The sequence below is a fragment of the Bacteroides faecium genome (assembly GCF_012113595.1).
Taxonomy (GTDB): domain Bacteria; phylum Bacteroidota; class Bacteroidia; order Bacteroidales; family Bacteroidaceae; genus Bacteroides; species Bacteroides faecium.
Genome location: NZ_CP050831.1, coordinates 6,292,813 through 6,313,719 on the forward strand (window position 1 = coordinate 6,292,813; position 20,907 = coordinate 6,313,719).

The 20,907-nt window shown below is 43.8% G+C and carries 15 protein-coding genes; 9 read left to right on the forward strand and 6 right to left on the reverse strand.

What is annotated here, in order from left to right; genetic code table 11:
- The 3 genes from BacF7301_RS23845 to BacF7301_RS23855 all read left to right on the forward strand — a co-directional run bounded on the left by BacF7301_RS23845 (position 1) and on the right by BacF7301_RS23855 (position 3,818).
- Positions 1 to 1,329, forward strand: coding sequence for a DUF4270 family protein (locus BacF7301_RS23845; protein WP_167966708.1), 1,329 nt, complete (start codon positions 1 to 3; stop codon positions 1,327 to 1,329).
- Complete coding sequence (gene bamG / locus BacF7301_RS23850; protein WP_167966709.1) at positions 1,326 to 2,531, forward strand: BamG family beta-barrel-assembly machinery protein; 1,206 nt, start codon at positions 1,326 to 1,328, stop codon at positions 2,529 to 2,531. Before BacF7301_RS23845 ends, bamG begins: the two co-directional genes overlap by 4 nt.
- Positions 2,532 to 2,633: 102 nt before the next feature.
- Complete coding sequence (locus BacF7301_RS23855; protein WP_167966710.1) at positions 2,634 to 3,818, forward strand: C1 family peptidase; 1,185 nt, start codon at positions 2,634 to 2,636, stop codon at positions 3,816 to 3,818.
- 32 nt (positions 3,819 to 3,850) lie between these two features.
- On the opposite strand, the gene BacF7301_RS23860 is transcribed toward BacF7301_RS23855, so the two are convergent.
- The 6 genes from BacF7301_RS23860 to BacF7301_RS23885 all read right to left on the reverse strand — a co-directional run bounded on the left by BacF7301_RS23860 (position 3,851) and on the right by BacF7301_RS23885 (position 10,180).
- On the reverse strand, positions 3,851 to 4,579 hold the full coding sequence (locus BacF7301_RS23860; protein ID WP_167966711.1) for a LytR/AlgR family response regulator transcription factor: 729 nt from the start codon (positions 4,577 to 4,579) through the stop codon (positions 3,851 to 3,853).
- Positions 4,579 to 5,793, reverse strand: coding sequence for a sensor histidine kinase (locus BacF7301_RS23865; RefSeq protein WP_167966712.1), 1,215 nt, complete (start codon positions 5,791 to 5,793; stop codon positions 4,579 to 4,581). Before BacF7301_RS23865 ends, BacF7301_RS23860 begins: the two co-directional genes overlap by 1 nt.
- 99 nt (positions 5,794 to 5,892) lie before the next feature.
- Positions 5,893 to 7,881, reverse strand: coding sequence for a carbohydrate-binding domain-containing protein (locus BacF7301_RS23870; protein ID WP_167966713.1), 1,989 nt, complete (start codon positions 7,879 to 7,881; stop codon positions 5,893 to 5,895).
- 18 nt (positions 7,882 to 7,899) lie between these two features.
- Positions 7,900 to 8,628 (reverse strand): DUF2490 domain-containing protein, encoded by a 729-nt coding sequence (locus tag BacF7301_RS23875; protein WP_167967291.1) that lies wholly within the window; start codon positions 8,626 to 8,628, stop codon positions 7,900 to 7,902.
- A 55-nt stretch (positions 8,629 to 8,683) separates the two neighbouring features.
- Entirely contained in the window at positions 8,684 to 9,358 is a 675-nt protein-coding gene (locus BacF7301_RS23880) for a DUF4956 domain-containing protein (protein ID WP_167966714.1), read from the reverse strand.
- A 36-nt stretch (positions 9,359 to 9,394) separates the two neighbouring features.
- Complete coding sequence (locus tag BacF7301_RS23885) at positions 9,395 to 10,180, reverse strand: polyphosphate polymerase domain-containing protein (RefSeq protein WP_167966715.1); 786 nt, start codon at positions 10,178 to 10,180, stop codon at positions 9,395 to 9,397.
- Between the two features lie 920 nt (positions 10,181 to 11,100).
- Between BacF7301_RS23885 and BacF7301_RS23890 the strand changes: the two genes are divergently transcribed.
- From BacF7301_RS23890 to BacF7301_RS23915, 6 genes are all read left to right on the forward strand, one after another.
- On the forward strand, positions 11,101 to 12,342 hold the full coding sequence (locus BacF7301_RS23890; protein ID WP_167966716.1) for a DUF4925 domain-containing protein: 1,242 nt from the start codon (positions 11,101 to 11,103) through the stop codon (positions 12,340 to 12,342).
- A gap of 25 nt (positions 12,343 to 12,367) precedes the next feature.
- Positions 12,368 to 13,642, forward strand: coding sequence for a DUF4925 domain-containing protein (locus BacF7301_RS23895; RefSeq protein ID WP_167966717.1), 1,275 nt, complete (start codon positions 12,368 to 12,370; stop codon positions 13,640 to 13,642).
- Positions 13,643 to 13,655: 13 nt separating this feature from the next.
- Positions 13,656 to 14,093, forward strand: coding sequence for a hypothetical protein (locus BacF7301_RS23900; protein WP_167966718.1), 438 nt, complete (start codon positions 13,656 to 13,658; stop codon positions 14,091 to 14,093).
- Between the two features lie 42 nt (positions 14,094 to 14,135).
- A complete protein-coding gene (locus BacF7301_RS23905) occupies positions 14,136 to 16,982 on the forward strand; it encodes a TonB-dependent receptor (protein WP_167966719.1) in 2,847 nt (948 codons plus the stop codon).
- Between the two features lie 106 nt (positions 16,983 to 17,088).
- Positions 17,089 to 18,936, forward strand: a complete 1,848-nt coding sequence (locus BacF7301_RS23910) for a tetratricopeptide repeat-containing sensor histidine kinase (protein ID WP_167966720.1) — start codon at positions 17,089 to 17,091, stop codon at positions 18,934 to 18,936.
- The gene (locus BacF7301_RS23915; protein WP_245208290.1) at positions 18,846 to 20,906 is read left to right on the forward strand and encodes a sensor histidine kinase; all 2,061 of its coding nucleotides are present in this window, start codon (positions 18,846 to 18,848) and stop codon (positions 20,904 to 20,906) included. The genes BacF7301_RS23910 and BacF7301_RS23915 overlap by 91 nt, the downstream gene beginning before the upstream one ends.
- Position 20,907: the final 1 nt, after the last annotated feature.

A 20,907-nucleotide genomic window follows, 5' to 3' on the forward strand; every position in this document is an offset into this window, starting at 1 on the left:
ATGAAATCAATCTTAGTACTTTTTTCGCTCTTTCTATTTCTTTCCTTTTCCTCTTGCCTGGACGAATCATCCGCAATAGGCGGGAAATGGGTGGAAAGCTCTTTCCGGAATGTACAGACAGACAGTTGTACCGTATCGCTCAGTACCATCCTTAGTGACTCACTGGCAACTTCGGGTGATACCGTTTGTCAGATAGGACATCGCAAAGATGAATTATGGGGGACTATTACGGCCTCATTCTATGCCGAATACGAAATCCCCTCTTTCTCCTTTAATGACGAGACGGTATATACATTCGATTCCATCACCATCCGTCTTTACTCCTCCGGCAATTATTTAGGAGATACACTAAGTACCCAACGCATCCATATGCACCGCCTGACGGAAAATATCCAACTGGATGATTACGGGTATCTATACAGTACCACCCGGACATCGTATGAAGCATCTCCCCTGACCTCGTTCAGTTTCAAGCCGACTCCCGGACAAAGGACAAAAGAAATGGAAGTGCGCCTGCCCGACAACTGGGGGGAAGAGTGGTTTAACCTGATGCTGCAAGACGCGCGTCAAATGGAGTCGCAGGAGCTCTTCCATGATTACTTCAAGGGAATCGCCTTTATTCCGGACATCGACAATGACGCCTGCGTCAACGGATTCCAGGTGAATGATTCCAGTTTGTGTATTACGCTTTACTACCATGAACAGGCGGAAATTTCAACGGAAAAGACACTTGTATTCAATGCCAGCAGTTCTCTTATATATAATAAGGTATCATATGACCGTACCGGCACTCCGATTGAGGGACTGAAAAGCGGCGCCGACAATGCCCTGTCCACGTCCCGGACAGAACACCAATGTTATCTGCAAGGCATGACAGGAATGTATATCGCTATCGACTTCCCGCATTTGAATAATCTCTGCGCGGAAGGCGAACTCGTGACCATCGAAAGCGCCACGTTACAACTCTATCCGGTGAAGGGGACATATGACGGAATGTACCCGCTCCCCGCAAGCCTGACACTTTATACTTCCAATGAGGATAACGTGAGACAGGATGTTATCACCGACCTTACCGGAAGCTCCGTACAGACGGGTAACCTGGTGGTTGACGACATGGCTTACGAAGAGACGTATTATTCTTTCGACATCACCTCTTTCCTGCAAAGCAACCTGGGAACAACCGGCTATAACCGGCAGAAGTTACAGTTATTCCTTCCCGACAACTTGTTCTACACCACCCTGCAAGGTGTTATCTTCGGCGATGGGGAGCATACGGCTAATAAAAAGAACACCAAACTTATCATACTCTACAAAATTTATCAACAATGAAAAAGATTTTGTTCTGCCTTTTGGCATTCTATACTCCCGCTCACTTATTGATGGCACAAAACACAACGAATTCGCCCACTTCCATGTTCGGATTGGGTGAACTCTCTACCGGAGAAGGCGGACAATATGCCGGACTGGGTGGTGCGGGGATTGCTCTGCGGGGTAATAATTTCCTGAACAGTGCCAACCCGGCTTCACTCACGGAACTAAGTGAACAGCGGTTTCAGATAGATGCCGGCATCATGGGAGCTTATCAGAATTATTCGCAGCGGGGAGCAAACAATCATTCCGTCACGGGGAATCTGAATAACCTGAGTATCGGTTGCCGGATTATTCCACGATGGTACGGGGCTATCTTCATGGCTCCTGTGAGTAGCGTAGGATATGCCATCACGTTGGATGAAGAAGTGGCGGGCAGTAACGGAAGTACCGTTTCTTCCCTGTTTCAAGGCGAAGGCGGGCTGTCTAAAATGGGTATCAGCACAGCGTATCTTTTCGGAAAAGGATTTTCTATCGGCACGAATCTCTCCTACGTTACCGGTACTATTACGCAGACGGAAACACAAGGCAGTGCGTCAGAAGAAACGAGTTCGTATAAACATACGTTTTATGCAGATTTCGGCGTGCAGTATAAATGGGCAATCGACCGTGACCGTTCTTTCGTAGCAGGTGCCGTCTATGGCTATTCGCAGGACTTCAAGCAGGAGAACAGCCTATACGTCAGCAGCAGTTCGGGCGGGGATGATATTGCAAAAGACCTGAAACGCTATCGGCAATGCCTTCCCCAATTCTTTGGGTTAGGAGTTTCTTACAACAGCTTGCGGTGGATGGCAACCGTTGATTATAAGTATGTGGACTGGAGCCGGATGCAATCTTCACAATCCAATATCAGTTTTGAGAATCAGCACCGGTTGTCACTGGGGGGAAGATATACCTTAGGCAATGTGTACCGTAATCCGGTCAGCTTGTTGCTGGGAACGGGAATCAACAATTCCTACATTGTCATCCAAAAGAAAAAGGCGACTGAATACTATATGAGTACGGGGCTGAATTTGGGTCTGCGCAATAATAATGTACTTTCCATCGGACTGAAATACAAGGGACAGATGAAGGTACCCGCCGGTATGCAACGTGAAAACAGCCTGTCCCTGTTCCTCAATATTACCTTCTCCGAACGAACCTATCGCGCCAAGATACAGTAATATTCATTCTTTTTTTATGCAAATTGAATCCAAATGGATGGTTTTCAAGAGAGGAATCGTTATATTTGTGGCCAAAACAAATTTAATATGAATGTCATAAGAATGAAAAAAAGTATCCTTATCGCTGCTTTGGGCTTATGCAGCCTGAGCATGACGGCACAAGACGCAAAACCCCAAGAGGGATTTGTATTCACGACAGTGAAAGAAAACCCGATTACTTCCATCAAGAATCAGAACCGTTCGAGCACGTGCTGGAGTTTCTCCACTCTCGGATTTGTAGAATCAGAACTACTTCGTATGGGCAAAGGCGAATATGACCTGGCTGAAATGTTTGTGGTACACAAAACGATGCAGGACCGCGGAGTAAACTATGTACGTTATCATGGTGACAGTTCTTTTTCTCCGGGCGGAAGTTTCTACGATGTAATGTATTGCATCAAGAATTATGGTATCGTTCCGCAGGAAGTGATGCCGGGAATCATGTATGGTGATACGCTGCCGGTACATAACGAACTGGACGCTGTTGCTTCCGGCTATATCAACGCCATCGCCAAGGGCAAACTGAGCAAGCTGACTCCGGTATGGAAAAACGGACTGGCAGCTATCTATGACACTTATTTGGGTAAATGCCCGGAAAACTTCACTTATAAAGGCAAGGAATATACTCCGAAATCTTTTGCCGAATCACTGGGATTGAATCCTGACGATTACGTATCACTGACTTCTTATACGCATCATCCGTTCTATTCCCAATTCGCTATCGAAATTCAGGATAACTGGCGCAACGGCTTGTCTTACAATCTGCCTATCGACGAACTGATGGCTGTAATGGACAACGCCGTAAAGAAAGGTTATACTTTCGCATGGGGCAGCGACGTGAGCGAACAAGGTTTCACACGCAATGGTACTGCCGTAATGCCGGATGCAGCGAAAGGCGCTGAACTTAGCGGTTCGGATATGGCTCGCTGGACAGGTCTGACGGCTGCTGACAAGCAGAAAGAAATGACTACCAAACCGTTCCAGGAAATGGAAATCACTCAGGAAATGCGTCAAACAGCTTTCGATAACTGGGAAACGACTGACGACCACGGAATGGTAATCTATGGTATCGCTAAAGACCAAAACGGAAAAGAATACTTCATGGTGAAGAACTCCTGGGGTAAAGCGGGCAAATACAAGGGTATCTGGTATGCTTCCAAAGCATTCGTAGCCTACAAGACTATGAACATCCTGGTACACAAAGATGCGCTTCCTAAGGAAATCGCCAAGAAACTGGGCATCAAATAAGTAGTTATTCTTATCAGGAAAGATACAGTTTCTTAAGAAAGGCTCAGTTTTCCGATATATTCGGTGAATTTATCCTTATAATTATCACTGACAGGAATATAAGTATTCTTATCGAAGATAATACGGAGACGGGAAACTTCGGTAATCTTTCGAAGATTGACAATATAAGAACGGTGAACCCGCATGAAATGCGTGGGAAGCCGTTCTTCCATTTTCTGGAGACTGGCAAGCGTGATAACCGCCCTGTCCTCTCCTTCTACAAAGATACGCACGTATTCACTCATACCTTCTATATAGCGGATATTGTTCACGTCGATACGGATTACCTTATAATCGCTCTTCACAAACAGCGAGTCCCCTTTTATCTGCGAAGCGTTTCCCAGTTCTCCCTGCTGTTCCAATAACCGGTATTCAAACTGTTTGCGGGCTTTGTCCGCCGCTTTCAGCAAATCCTGAAACTCGAACGGTTTCAGCAGGTAATCCACGGCATCCAGTTTAAAGCCGTCTACCGCATATTCCGAATAGGCGGTGGTGAAAATGACCAATGGCGGACTAATCAGTGACCGTACAAAGTCCAGTCCGTTCAAATCGGGCATATTGATATCCACGAATATCAGGTCTACTTCTTCTTCCGCCAATACCTTCATTGCTTCGAAAGCATCCTGGCAGGATTTCACTAAAGACAAAAAAGGGACACGGGATATATAATCCGAGATTTGTGCCAATGCCAACGGTTCGTCATCTATTGCTAAACATTTCATTATAATAAAGGTATAATAAGTAACACATCAAAAGTTTGTTTCTCGTCCGTAATGGAAAGTGTATAATCATTGCCGAACAGTAGCCGCAGACGCTTCCGTACGTTTTCGAGCCCGATGCCGTGATGCTGTTCATCCGCCGAGCCGTTATTGCTGTTCGTGCAACGGAAAGACAGGCGGTTGTCTTCTTCCAACTGTACAAGGACGCGGATGAAAGACTCGTTCCGGTAACTGACGCCATGCTTGAAGGCGTTCTCCACAAAAGAGATAAAGAGCAAGGGGGGAATCTCTACCTTGGGCACTTCGGCAGGGAAATACATCTCGATAGAGACTTTGTTGGTATAGCGCAGGCTCATCAAGCCGACATAGTTCTCGAGAAACTGCACCTCACGTGAAAGCAGGGTGGTTTTATTGCTCGCTTCATACAGCACATAGCGCATCAATTTAGAGAGTTCGACAATCGTGCTCTTCGCTTTTCCCGTATCAATGTCCACCAATGCATGAATATTATTGAGCGTATTCATGAAGAAATGAGGGTTGATTTGATATTTGAGGTACTGCAATTCGGATTGCAAACGCTGGTGTTCGAGTTCTTTCAGCATTTCTTCGTCGCGGAAAGACTTAAAGAAAAGTTTGATGGCAATATTGAACCCTACCATCAAAAAAGCAATGGCAAAATGAATGAGGTAACGGATTCCAAAGGGGGGATAAGGAAGAGGCCCCCGTTTGGGAAAAGCTTTAGGACCACCTTTAGGATTTCCCATTTCCATAGGGGGCTTTTCACGCTCAGGCTCATTCCAGTATGCCTCTCCTTTCTCCCTGCTCTTCTCTCTCATCTTTATAATTTGGTCTCTTGGACTTTCTTTCACGTCACGATGCAAGCCGTCGTGCCTGAAGTCTTTTCTGAAGCGTTCCATATAAGGGGACGGAACGAACCAGCACACAGCAATTATCAACAAAAACAATGAAACAAAATACTGCCCGTATTTTTTCTTGAAAAGGAGATAGGGAACCAGTCCGTAATTGTTTAGCAAAAAAAGCATGAAGAAAGGAAGGATACCTAGCCATGAGTCGCGAATAATCATGCGGATTTCTTCTCTTTCGAGTCCGCCACTCATGGCAAAGTATCCGCCTATCAGCGGAAGAAGGAATATTACAACCCAAATGGCTCCATAAATGCCCTGTTCCAGCAATTGTTGCTTACGCTGTCGTTCCATGCTCCATTTATTCCAAGTTAGCGGGACAAAGGTAGGACTGGCACTGCTTTATCCCAAATAGAATCGACCAAAGGACGGATTTCGACGGTAAACTGCTGTTTACCATCCCCATCCGCCGGGTCCGCCACCGCCACCAGGCTGACCGCCACCGCCGGACGTACTGCCGACTTGCGTCACCATCGAGCCGGCTGTGAAAGTTGCCGCCTGCGTACCACCGGAGTAGGTTGCTCCCGTATATAAACCGAAGAACTCGGAGCCGCCGGAAACGGTTCCGCCTTTCGAGATTGTGTAACTTCCGCCCGACGTCAGGTTCGGGCTACTGAACAAGACTGTCATCTGAGAATAAGTCCGGGGAATCTGGTAAGTCAGAATATCGGTTCCGTCGGCAGACCGGATATTAAGATATTCTCCATTCGAGCCCGAACCGCCATAAATAACGCTACGCTGTGTACATACACCGGAAGTAGGCGTACTCGTCCCGCCACCAATGCCGAGGGCAATGCCACCGGTTATCTTGAAAGTGTTCTGGTCGCAATCGAATCCTTCTTCGGGAGAGGTAGTGCCGGATGATACAATCACTCCGCCTGTGATAGTCAGTGTGCCGTTGGAGTCAATACCGTCGTTGCCGGAACTGTAGCAGTAGATATTACCGCCGTTAATGACAATGCTGTTGCTGGCATTCATACAGTCATCGTAACAGAGGGCGGCAATCATGCCGTTATTCACAGTCAGCACGCTTTTGCTTTCGATACCTTCACTGCCTTCGCCGCCGGTAGCTTTCACCAATACGGTTCCGCCATTGATTGTCAGTGCCCCGTCCGCCTTTATTCCCTTTGCCGATGAGTCGAGTTTGCCATATACACATTGGGTGCCGGTGGTAATGACTTTCACCGTACCGTCACTGATGGTGATAGAACCATCGCAGTTTATCCCCTTGCCGGCTCCGCCTGTGCTTTGGATGGCTATTTCACCACCTGTAATCAGGATATTGCCGTCACATTTGATTCCGGCGCACGAGCTTAAATCATTGTCTTCGTAGAGGGCGGTCTGAGAGGTGAAGGCTGTCAATTTTCCACCCGAAAAGGTCAGGTTGCCATCGCAGGATATTCCTTTCGAGGCGGCTCCCGCCACTTGTGCCTGGATGGCACCACCACTGATTGCTACGTCCAGATAAGATTTTAGCCCATGTGCTTTGTTGGCTGTTGTAGATACTTTCACAAAGCCGCCTGTCATCGTGATTCCACCGTCTTCGCACCGGATGGCGTCTTCGGTGGAAGATATGTTCAGGATTCCGCCGCCGATAACAACAGCGTCATTGACATGGATACCGTCTTTCCTGGCAGCGGGAATTGTAATATTACATCCGCTACGGAAACGTACATATTCGTCACTCGTGATGGCATGTTTATAGTTTCCGGTGACTGTCAGCAAACCGCTGCCGCTGAATACAAGCTGTCCTTCACTGAAGAAACAGGCTTTCATATCTTCGCCCTCGGTGGCCGACGTGTACGAAGAACCGTCTGCCAGGATATTTGTCGTCCCGTCCGCGCATACCACAAATACACGTTTGGATGACTGTATATTTATAGCCGCGCCCACCGGATTGAGGATAGACACTCCTGCTAGCGACAGTTTGAACTTTTTATCGCTATATACTTTGAACGAACCGTTCGCCGTTGTTCCGCTCAACACGTATTCCACTTTACTGACCGCAGAATTCACTACCACATGTCCCCCGTTGGAAGACACTTCTACGCCGGAAACACTGTTGCTTACCGTCGCTGTCGTTCCGTTATAAACAATGGTCACTACGGACGTAAATTCGGAATTTTCTATAAAGTCTTCATCATCCGCCGGAACTGTTTCCGGCATACTCCCGTAAGTCAATTCATCATTTTCATCGAAAGCGACGGTAAATCCCAACAAATCCCCCGATTCTTCGGGAACCGTCGGGTCAGGCTGGCTGCTTCCACCGCCCGAACCTTCGACCAATATTCCTTCTTCCCCACCGAAGTCGAATGACTCCGTCGTACAGTTCACCAACAGCAGTAACAGTACCGGCATCCAAAACAACACATTCTTTTTCATAACTTTCCGCTTTATACATTAAAACTTAAACGAGTATCCTGCGCCAACCACATGCCCGTTCGCCTCATCATCATCCGCTTTATTCTGATACAGATAGTAGAAATCAAGGGAATATTTTTTACTTAGTTTCCATTCCGTCCCCAATGTCCATCGCAGTTTTTCAAAAGCTGCATTGTCATTTAGTGAATGAGACAGTTCGCACGAAGTATAGGGGGTGAAAGCGCACTTACGTATATTATATTCTATTTGTAAACGGGAACGAAGCACATTCTTCCCCTTTCCACTGATATATTCATCATTCTTCGCGCTCCCGTCGTCTCCGTCGTATTTCGCAACGGACTGGCTGGGACGATAGGTGTACTGCCATCGTTCACGAAGAGAAAATGTGAAACGGCGCCAGTCCACTTTTCCTGTCAGTGACAACTGAACGCGATGCTTCGCTTGCCAGTACTCGGGGATATAATTTCCTTTTTTAGTTGTCTCCATCGGATGGTAGTAATTGATAAATGTATATCCGGCGGATGCTTTCAGCCAACGGAACACTTTATAGGAAACACCTGCCGAACCTGACCAACGCTCTACTGTCTGCAATCCGTCCCTGGTACGGAACTCGCCTTCTAAAGAAGCGTCGAATCCGGGGAATAGTTTTTTCTTCACTTCCGCACTGGTCCATATGCCGAAATCATCACTTTGGGCACGGGTCGTTTCTGCCATGCACAGCAATAACAAACAGCCCGTCAGATACATTCCTGCTCTTTTGAAGCGGGTTTGTCCTTTTTTGTTTTTCTGGTCGTTCATATTCTCATTCATTTTCCTTAGGAAGGCGGGTTAGAGTATCTATCGTATTTATCTCATCTCTCAAAGGCTCGTAATAGACTTTCAGTATAGCAGTGTCACGCAGGAAGTCTATGTGCCCGATTTCCACACGAAGTACGTCAAGCCCTGTACGTTCACGAAGGTCACGCAATAAATCCGGTTCCCGTTCGGGCTTTATCAGTTCTATCTTGTCATACTGAATCAATTTGCACGAGATGTGTTTCAGCCATCGATTGCTTTCACAAATCCATATACTTACTATAAAAAGAAGATTGGTACACAGCAATTCGGCATGGCTGATAGCTACGGCAAGGGCATTTATCACGGAGATAGCGATGATGACAAAAAGGTAAGTCATCTCGCGTACCGGCATCGACTCCGTCCTGTAACGTATGATGCCGAAAATGGCGAATAATCCGAGGGCAAAGCCGATTTTCAACTTGACACTTCCCAAGAGGAAAATCATCAGGAAGATGCTAATACTGATCAGAGTAAAGGTGAAGTAATAATCGCGCCGTTTGCTCTTCGGATAGTAGAACAAATGGATAATGCAGGATACGACCAATAAATTGAAGAAGAATCGCAGCAGCAATTCCATAAAACCCGCACTATCCAGTAATGGCGTTTCTATCAATGTAATATCACTCAGTTCGTCAAACATACTATTCAATTTTAATATTATATATTCATTACCTTATTATATATCCATTATCTTACGCTTTGCAATTTTTTGTGCGAGTCTCAATTTGGGTTTGAAACGATTGTATTTCAACTCACCTGCCGTTAATACGGTTCCTACGCAGTATTTACTAATTCCCGAAGGGCGTACATGTAGTTCGCGCAGTATTTCACTGATAGGTGAATAGGTTCTTCCGTCGCGTTTCAGTTCTATTATTGCCAAGTTGTCGAGTTTGGCTTCCGTGCCCGTTAGAAGATGATGGAAATGTACGCCTGTATCAATGGTCAGGCGTTCTGTCATGGCTTTATTCACCAATGTAATGCGATGGAAATGATTTTCTAAAAGAAGGTCTAAGGCGGATAACTCATACCAGGCGTGATTACGAAGAAATTCTTCTCCACCATCCACATGTAAAGAATCGACTCCTTGCACCCGGATACGTTTTTTATCCGTGCGCCCTTTATTATTCTTATTTTTCACTTCAAGGAATGTCAGGCCGGAAGCAACATAGGTTCGTACACGTATCTTTTCACGTATCACTCTTCCGTTCTGATGCGCCAGGTACATAGCGTAATCCGGTGTATCAAGATAGGTAGTATGATAGGCGATATTTCGTTCCCCTTCTACTTCCTGTACACGATAATACTGACTTGCACGCCGTAGTACATCCATCAGGACAGGCAGCGAAACAATATATTTCGTATCTGTACGGTTCATTAAACGGATGGTGTTCATCTCTTCCAAAGAAATGGGTGAGAAAGTGGAAAGTGCGGGGGCAATATGGAACGTTTCGTTTATATTCATAGGGCTTGGGGTATTCGATGTTACAATTCTATAACAAATGTATGACAGAGAAAGAAGAAAAGGAAAAAAAATCAATGAACGGGGGATTCTTATCGGTGAATAGGCTTTATTGTGGCGACAAACAATTTTGCTCTATTCTGTCCCATTTTTAAGATTGAGCCATCTGCTGACAGGTAATTTTCGAAGCTAATAGAGAAAAAACTGCATAAACTAATGCAAGAATATGCATATTTAGTCCCCTATTATGTATAAATCAGGGATGAATATTTGTTTTTTCGGGTTTGATGGTATTTGTTCCTCACCGAGAAACACATTGTTCCTCGGTGAGGAACACTTTCTTGCTCACCGACCAAGCGATTAATCCCCGGTGAGGAAGCAACTATTAGTTGAAATAAGGGTTGTTTTCGAGCTATTTCGTATTAAAACCCGTTGATTATCTACGTAACAAATAGCTGCATATCGACAGAAAGCCGACCTATTTGTTTCCTTTTCGTTAATAGGAATCACAAAAAGAACTATTTCAAGCAATAAATCTATCTTCTCTCTTCTTTCCCATTGCAGATTCACGGCATATTTTCATCCACGCCTCTATGGAAGTCCTATTTTGAGGATAGAAAATGCATAAAACGTTCCATTTTTATGTACAGTCATATTTTAAGAATACTGGATTTTACATTTCTCTATATTTCAACAGAAACCACTCCATAGGTTCACACTAATCCTTATCCTCAACAGTCCATTCTTAAAAGAAGAACAATTCATATTAAAAATAGAACACTAAAAATTCTACTTCATTCACCTTTTCACCCCAAATAATTAAAAATAGAACATCATTATAGAAAAATAGACCTTGTTAATAAAGGATTGTTAGCCGAACTTTGCAAAGATTTATTAAATATGCAATAAAAGCAAGAAACAAAATGAGAAACTTAGAGAAACTATTTTGGGTAGCTTGTGCAGTTTTTTTCTTTACATCATGTGAAGAGACTTACAATGACAAGCTATTTTGGCCGGGAGAAATCAGCCAGGAATATGGCTCGTATATTAAGCCATATACGTTAGACCTAACCTACAGTGGAGAGAAATTAATTGGAAAAACTGTCAGTTTTAAGACAGAAGACAGCGAGACGGGGACGTTGACACTGAATGATGTGATTCCGGGAGAAGCCAGTACTCCTATTAATGGTATCAAACTTTATGAGAATGAAGAAAAGGGTAACTACACGTTCAGTGGAACTAATATCACGATGGGGGGAGCTACGGTAAAGTATAGTGGTAGCATTACTCCGAAAGCGATGAAGTTGGCGGTAGATGTAAAAATGGCAAATTCTTCTGAATTGGCTAAAAATTATAGTTTCGGAACATTCGAAATGATTACTAATGATGAAGAATTTCTATACGTTAAATTCAAAGGTGCCGCTTATTTGGACATGATACCGAAAGAAGGTTTCGAAGATGATGCAGTTATGATGTCAATTATCGGAGTCATAGGGGGAAACATACTTCAAATACTTATTCCTCAATTAATCAAAGACATTAAGATTGAAGATAATGGTACTATCATAGCTAATTATTCTTCTGACCCTATTGACATGGAAAAAATAATGTCTTTAGTTGGCCAAGAGAATGCCGGACCAGAAATCCAGAAATTAGTAAACAGCCGTACTTATCTGCCTTCTCCAACCGGATTGGCATACTGGAGTAAAGTAAATGGTAAGTTTTTATTAAAACTTAATATTCCCGCTATTATCAACGAAGTCATAAAAAATAGTCAGCAACAAGTTGATAGCGGTCTCATTAACGGTATTACCGAGGCAATCTTCAAAACCGATCCAATCCGCCTTAAAAATTTGCTGGGAATTCTTAATACTATTATTAATAATCAAGTACTCGGGTACATTGTTAATACAGATGAAACAACATTCTCTGCATTATTCTCATGTATCAAAGACGGAATCCCGATGAATATTACTCATACAGAAGATGGACACACATATCTATATCTTGATTATCAAACATTGACTCCGATTATCAACGTGGTTTCCGGAATTAAAGTTGACCTCGGGGGAATAGAACTTGATTTATCAATGATGCTTGGTGAACCATGGAAATTAATGGAAACTGTCAACATAGGTCTGGACCTTGTTCCCGTCACACAATAACAACAGTCATATAAAATAAGAAACAATGAAAAAAATATCAATATTCTTATTCGGCAGCCTGCTCTGCCTTACAGTCCCTTTCATCACGTCCTGTGATGAAGACTATCCCGGTCCCGATCCGGTAGAAGTAACCGCAAACTACTCAAACAAATTAACCAATCCGAATCCTAACCTGGCATTGACATACAGTGGAGAAGAATTGATTGGCAAATCAGTCGACTTCAGTACAGTGAAAGGAGAGGATGCTAACATCACTCTATACAATATTATCCCTAGAGAAGAAACACTGAAACTGACTAATGTTCCTATCATCGGAGATGAAGAAGGATATTCTTTTTCAGGTAACTTGACCACGGCGAGAAATATCTCGTTCAAGTATGAAGGAAAGGTGACAAAAGGCAAACTGACATTAAATGTGAGTGAGGTGAAACTGCCGGGAAACATGCTGTCCGGTAATGGTGGAAACGGAACATGGTACTTGGTGCATAATGCTTTGCCAGAAGAGGGAGAGAATGAGGATTTTGTTTGGTTGACAGCATATTCTTATTCAAGCTATTATCAGAATGACAAAACAAACACAATCAATTGGATCTTCGCCTTTTTCGCAAAGCCTTTATTGGATAATATCTTCAGCATTATGCTAAATGATATAACTTTTCAATCTGACGGGAATATTACAGCTCATTATGCCGGATTTCCTGAAGGAGTAACATTCACAGATATTCTACCCACCAGTCTCACAACCACAGGAGGACTTTACGTAAACGAACGTCCTGATTCGGATTATAAACTATCCGGCATCAATCTTGCGAATTATTATATGGAAGACGCTTCTACTTTTTATATAATTCCCAATATTGATATGATTTTACGTCAGATACAAAGTGATAAAACAGAAACACGCAGCATATCAATAGATATATTAAAAGATTTGTATTCCAAACTGGCTCAATGGACAACGACCGGAATTAAGTTTCATATTGAAGAAAATCCAATGCGTGATTTTGTAGGTGACGAATTCGAGCAAACCAAGATAAAAGGTGATTACATTATATATATGGATCCTTCGGAAATAAAAGTTCTGATACCTATACTTGATATACTCCCCGACATACTGAAGCTAGTTGCTCCCGATATGCTGGATAAGACAATTGGTGAGTTGGCAGGTGATATGCTTCCTCCTATGTTGAAACCGACCCTAGGAAATCAGAAGATCACCGATTTATTACCTACACTTAGAAAAGATTTGAACGAATCGAACATAAAAATAGGAGTTTACTTATATAAATCAAAACAATAAAACTGTAACGAATATGAAGAAGATATATTTGATTATGTTGACTGTTCTCCTTGCAGGAGCAAGTATGAACGCGGAAACTCACACCACTGTGAAACCGGAAAGTACAATCAACAATTCTCTAAACGAGGATTGGACATTTAATGGAAATCTGAATGTAAAGGCAGGTCTATTACCCTTATCTAATGGTCCGGCTACGGTAACAGCGACTCCTAATGGTAACACAATCAGCTTATCTATTAGTGGTCTCACAATTTTAGAAATACCTATTGATCTGACTATGACTGATTTGACTTATGACGGAATTAAGATTCCAAAGGGTACAAAATCAACAGCCATGGGCTATCCTGTAACCTTCACACAAGATTGTTATATTAACGCAAATTCTTGCCAAGGAATATATTTGCGGATTACCGGAACACCTTCCGGCACCATAACTGCTGTTTTTAATTAAATGTGATTTATTCAAGTAACTCCTATTTCATAATATAGAACAATGAAAAAACTATATACACTATTAACTGTTCTCACTCTTTTCTCCGTCTGCGCCACTGCACAGACTCTGAAAGGACATATATACGACGCAAAAACCAACGAACCGTTGGTGGGCGCTGCCGTTACCTACAAGCTCCACGGCAACCAGGGAGTAGTATCCAACATCAACGGAGAATATGAAATCAAACTGCCCGAAGGCGGAGTTGACCTTGTATTCAGTTATGTAGGCTATGATGATGTACTGATGCCTATCGTCATTGGCAAACGTGAAGTAATCACTAAAGACGTTTACATGAAGGAAAGCACTAAACTACTGGAAGAAGTAGTAGTCAGTGCCGGGCGTTTCGAGCAGAAGTTAAGTGACGTCACTGTCTCTATGGACGTTGTCAAATCGGGAGACATTGCCCGCCAGGCGCCAACGGATATTTCTTCTACTCTCCGCACGCTTCCCGGTGTAGACATCATAGACAAACAGCCTTCCATGCGTGGTGGTAGCGGGTGGACTTACGGAGTAGGTGCGCGCAGCCAGATTTTGGTAGACGGTATGAGCACGCTCAATCCGAAAACAGGAGAAATAAACTGGAACACCGTTCCTTTGGAGAATGTAGAGCAAGTGGAAGTTATCAAAGGAGCTTCTTCCGTACTGTATGGCTCGTCAGCTTTGAACGGTATTATCAATATCCGTACCGCACGTCCGGGATTGACACCGAAAACACGTTTCAGCGCCTATGTCGGTGTATATGGAGATGCAGAGAATGACGAATACCAATGGAGTGACAAAAGCTTTTGGAAAGACGACAAGTATGCCGTGAAACCGATTCTCCGCGGAAGCCTTCTTAGCGGTGTACGGAATCCGATTTATGAAGGATTCGACCTCTCCCACTCCCGCCGCATCGGTAATTTTGATGTCAGTGGCGGTATCAATCTTTTCACGGACGAAGGATATCGTCAACAAGGATACAACAAACGTTTCCGCATGGGTGGCAGCCTGACTTACCACCAACCGGATATGGGAATGAAAATCCTGAATTATGGATTTAATGTGGATTTCCTTTCCAACCAGTATGGTGACTTCTTCATCTGGCGTTCACCGACGGAAGTGTACAAGCCCTCTCCTTTCACCAACATGGGACGTGAAGAGAACAACTTCCATATCGACCCGTTCATCAACTACGTGAATCCCGAAAACGGTACATCACATAAGATTAAAGGACGTTTCTATTATAGTGCCGACAATATCGTGCGCCCGACTGACGGAACATCCATTACTGATATTTTAGGAAATATGGGAACAGACGCCCAAACCATACAGAATATCGCAGGCGGTGATTACAGTTCGCTCTATCCGGCACTGGTAGGTATCGGTTCAGGACTTATCAACGGAAATTTAGAAGATGCCATGAACGGAGTATTCACTTCACTGGGCAACATCTTCCCGAACGCAACCACTGCCGATTACTGCGACCTTATCTCATGGACAATGGATAACGGATTACCGAGTGATTTGGACAAGTTAGTACAGGATGGAAAATTACCAAGCGACCTTGTTCCCTGGTTATCCAATGTAATCAATCCCTCACGTAACAATCCGAAAACTCAGACTGACAAGAACTTCGACTATTATCTCGACTACCAGTTCAACAAGAAATGGGACTGTGGCGCACAAATCACTACCGGAGCAACTTTCGAACATATCCGCTATGATTCCGCCATCATGGATGAAGTGTACAAAAGCGATAACATCGCCGCTTTCTTCCAGTACGACCAACGTTTCTGGGATCGCCTGAGTGTATCCGCCGGTGTACGTGCCGAATACTACCGTGTGAACAACCACCACCGCGAAGCGGAAACTAAGATATTCGGAACAAAAGTTCCCTTCCGCCCCGTATTCCGTGCCGGATTGAACTATCAGTTGGCTGATTACAGCTTTATCCGCGCCAGCTTCGGACAAGGTTATCGTAACCCGTCTATCAATGAGAAATATCTACGTAAGGATATTGGCGGTGTCGGTGTTTATCCTAACTTGAACATCAACCCTGAAAAAGGATTCAATGCAGAACTTGGATTCAAACAAGGATATAAGATTGGTAATTTCCAGGGATTTGTAGACGTTGCCGGATTCTATACGCAATATAAAGACATGGTTGAATTCCAGTTCGGACTGTTCAACAATGCCAATTATACGATGATTAACAGCATCGGTGATGCCATCCAAATGTTGTCGGACGGCAAAGGTTTCGGCATCGGCGCCCAATTCCACAACGTATCGAAAGCTCAAATCTACGGAGTTGAAATCTCGACAAATGGTGTGTACAACTTCAATAAGAATACGAAGCTGTTCTATAACTTGGGATATGTATATACTGAACCCCGCGACGCAGATTATCAGGAACGCAACGCCGTAGAAGGTCTTTATACCGACCCATTGCAAATGAAAGAAAAATCAAACACCGGAAAGTATCTGAAATACCGCCCGAAACATAGCTTCAAAGCTACGGTAGATTTCCAATGGAAACGTATCAACGTAGGTGCCAACGTGGCATGGAAGAGCAAGATTCTTGCAGTGGATTACCTGATGATGGACGAGCGTCCCAAAATGCAAAATGACCTGATGGATTACGTACGCGGTATCCTCTTCGGTTATTCAAAAGGCGAGACACTGGCTACTTACTGGGACAAGCATAATACGCCCTATGCTACCGTTGATTTCCGCTTCGGTGTGAAAGCAACCAAAGAAGTGGCATTCCAATTTATGGTAAACAACCTGTTCAACAAGGAATACAGTTACCGTCCGATGGCAGTGGCCGCTCCACGTACTTTCGTACTGAAGATGGACGTGACATTCTAAAGGAAAGAAAAAGTAATAATTGTCGTAATTTGTAGGGCAATTATTACTTTTTTTGCTTATTTTTGGGGAGAAATAATAAACACTCACGCAACAAAACATCCCCCAAATGAAAAAGGCTGTTTACATATCATTTATCATCAACCTGCTTGTATGTATTCCATTACATTCAAAGGACAGGATTTCCGAACATTTGTACGCCTTACAGCATCTTATCAACACCAACCTTGCTTATGATTCGATAGCCTCTATAGACAGTATCATAATCTGGGAACAGAAGCTAAGCCCGATACTCGAACAAGAGAACCAAACAGAACTTTTATTCCGAATCAAACAACTACTAGTACATGTACACTCTTTACATGGCAACATCGGACAAGCTATCGATGAAGCACGACTTATGTATGAAAAAGCCGAAACCCTGAAATATGATTTAGGAATAGCACTCTCCAATACAGCTATCGGAGATGCCTATTACTGTTCAAATATGTCCAAGGAGGCAATCGACGCTTACAAAGAAGCAATCCTTCAGCCCGTATCTTCTTCGGAAGGCAACTATTACAAAGAAATGGCTATGTTGCACCTGAAGGCTATCTTTATCAGGGAACGCAACCCGAAAGAAGCGAAAGTCTACAGGGAAATGTTACTGAAATCGGATGCCATACATACCAACCGAACCATCCTGTTCTTCCATTATTGTTCCGATGTGGCATATTATATAATGGTAGGAGAACTGCAGAAAGCACAAGACAGTTTCCATGAAGCGGAAAAGATTTATGACTCCTGCAAAGAGCCCTATTATTACTCCCCTTTGCTCTGCTCCCGAGGATTATACTACGAAGCAATCGGGGAAAACGAACTCGCCTTGTCATGTTATGACAACGTGTTGCAAAGTATCAAACAAAAAATGCGGTCGATAAGCTACTTACAGGTATCCTACCTGAAAGCAGACTTGCTCGCAAAAACCGGAAACCCTCAAGAAGCCGCCCGACTATACGATAAAATCAGCCATATCACCGATTCTATCGCTTCTCCCAGTTATACACACCGCATCAACAGCCTGCGCGCCTCTTATCAGGAAAGCCGGATGAAAGTGGAGAACAAGATTGAGCACAATCGTATTTTCATGGGTGGTATCCTTATCGGAACTGTCATCCTGACTGTCATTATTTATCTGGCGCTACATATATTGAAACAAAACAAGAAGATTGCCGAATCAAAAAAACTCCTTGAGCAGTCACGGCTAAATGCGGAAAGTGCCATGCACGCCAAAAGCCTTTTTCTCTCCAACATGAGTCATGAAATCCGTACTCCGCTTAGTGCCCTTTCCGGTTTCTCCAATCTACTGACCGACCAGAAACTGGATACGGAAACTCGTCGGCAATGCAGTGATGTCATACAACAAAATTCGGACTTGCTGCTTAAACTGATTAATGACGTAATCGACCTGACTAATCTGGAAGTAGGCAAAATGAAGTTCAGCTTCGGCTACCACGACGCTATTGCCGTCTGCAATAATGTTATCGACACCGTCAACAAAGTAAAACAAACCCGGGCTGAACTCCGCTTTAAAACACCGCTCACCTCACTGCAACTATACACAGATGATTCACGTTTGCAACAGTTGCTCATCAATCTTCTCATCAACGCCACCAAATTCACTGCCGAAGGCAGCATTACCCTTGAAGTAGGATTGCAATCGGATGAGTATGCATTTTTTTCCGTGACGGATACAGGCTGCGGGATTCCTTTGGAGAAACAGGCGAACATCTTCAGCCGTTTCGAAAAGCTGAACGAAACGGCACAGGGATCGGGACTCGGTTTGTCTATCTGCCAACTGATTATAGAACGCATTGGTGGAAAAATATGGATAGACCCGGCATATACCGACGGATGCAGATTCTGTTTCACACACCCCGTCCGTCCGGTGGAAGGAAGAAAGGAGGAGCAGGCATGAAACGAATCGGTATATTCTGCATCATATTGCTGGGGTTGATAAAAATTCAGCCCGCCCAAGCAATGACTGTCAAAGACAGCCTGATACATGTACTGGATACCATACCCGCCAACGAGGCAAGGCTGGACGTCCTGTATTTATTAGCTTACCAAGACCCCATGTCAACGTCCTGTCTCAATTACCTGGACCGGCTGCTGAAAGAAGCGGCCGCGCAAGATGACAAAAAGTACCAGTGTCTTGCCATGTATGCGTATGTTGTCTATTATTTCAATCACCAAGACGGGAAAAACACCAAATTATGGATGGACAAACTGACCGAAATAGCCCTGAATCATAAATACTATAGTACTTATTTTTCTGCCAAACGGGCGGAGATATTGATACATATCATAGAACACAAAATAGAATACAGCATCACACAGGCTGAAGAAATGTATCGTCTCGCCTCTAAAACAAATAATATAAAAGGAATGCGTTATGCGAAACTATGCCTGATGAACGCTTATCTGATGTCCGCCCGATATAAGGAAGGAGAAAACGCAGGATTTGAGGCTTATCGCCTGCTGCCTGCCACCGCTTCTCTTGAAGAAAGAAAGGATATCTTACAGGAGATATCCCTGGCATGCGCATCGATAGAGAGCGAAGAGTCGCTGAAATATCTAAAAGAATTTGAGACTGTGCTGGACAAACTGTCCCAACAAGAAGCGAAATTCAAATTAAAGGTTCATCACACCGGTTATCTCTTATTGGAAACTTTATACGCCAAGTATTATCTGCAAAACGGAAAAATAGACGAAGCCCGTATTCACCTCAAGAAGATGAACGGATATTTCTCTCCTACGGATTATATCCCCTGCCGCGGACTCTATTACGACGTATATGCCCAATATTACCGGATTACGCAAATGTATGACAAAGCACTGATTTATGCAGACTCCGCCGTCAATTTACTTTCAGGAGTGTCGGATAACAACGGGCTAGACTACCGGATAAAACGGGCAGGAATACTTGCCGACGCAGGACGGACAGATGAAGCTATTCCCTTATTCCGCAGTCTGTTGGCTAAGAAAGATACCTTCTACCAGCACTTGTCCACCACCCAAATGGAAGAAATCTACGAAATGAAGGAAATGGATGAATTGCTCCTTGAAAAGGAGAAGCACCGGTCGATTATCCAAACAATCGAACTGGCATTAATCATTATTGCATTAATCATTCTGATACCTGCTACTATCCGCATCTTTTACGTAAAAAAAAGGCTGAAAAAGGAGGAGGAAGAAATCAGGAAAATGACTCATATAGCGGAAGAAGCAAATGAAGTGAAAAGCCACTTTCTTTCCAACATGAGCTATGACATCCGCAGTACGCTCAACAACGTACTGGGCTTCTCACAATTAATGACCCAAGACCCCGACAGCATAGAAGCCACCCAGTGGGAAGAGTACTCCGAAATTATCCAAACCAATTCGACCGAACTGATACAACTGGTGAATGACGTACTTGACTTGTCGAGACTGGAAGCCGGAAAAACGAAATGGCAAATACAGGAGTATGACATTATTCCTTTATGCTCGGACATTGTCAGCATAGCGCAAATGAGAAACAGGGAAAAGATACTGATTGATTTCAAAACCACTGTCAAAGAACAGGCTTTCCAACTGGATATCGCACGCTTCACAGAAGTCATTCTAAGCACGCTCGTTTATCCGGTTTCCTGTGAGGTGCAAAGGTTCATCACGTTCTCCCTGTATCGTAATGAACCGGAAAAACAGTTTGTGTTCCGTATCATAAACACTCCGCTTGCAGATTCGGAGTTCCAAACGCGGAAAGTGGATATCCGCCACCGGATTAATCGCCTGACAATCGAATATTTCGGAGGGACATACACCATTATTTCCGGTCCGAGGGAAGAACCGGAAATTATTATCACATACCCTTACTCAAAATTACCGGCAGGAGATGCCATGTAAC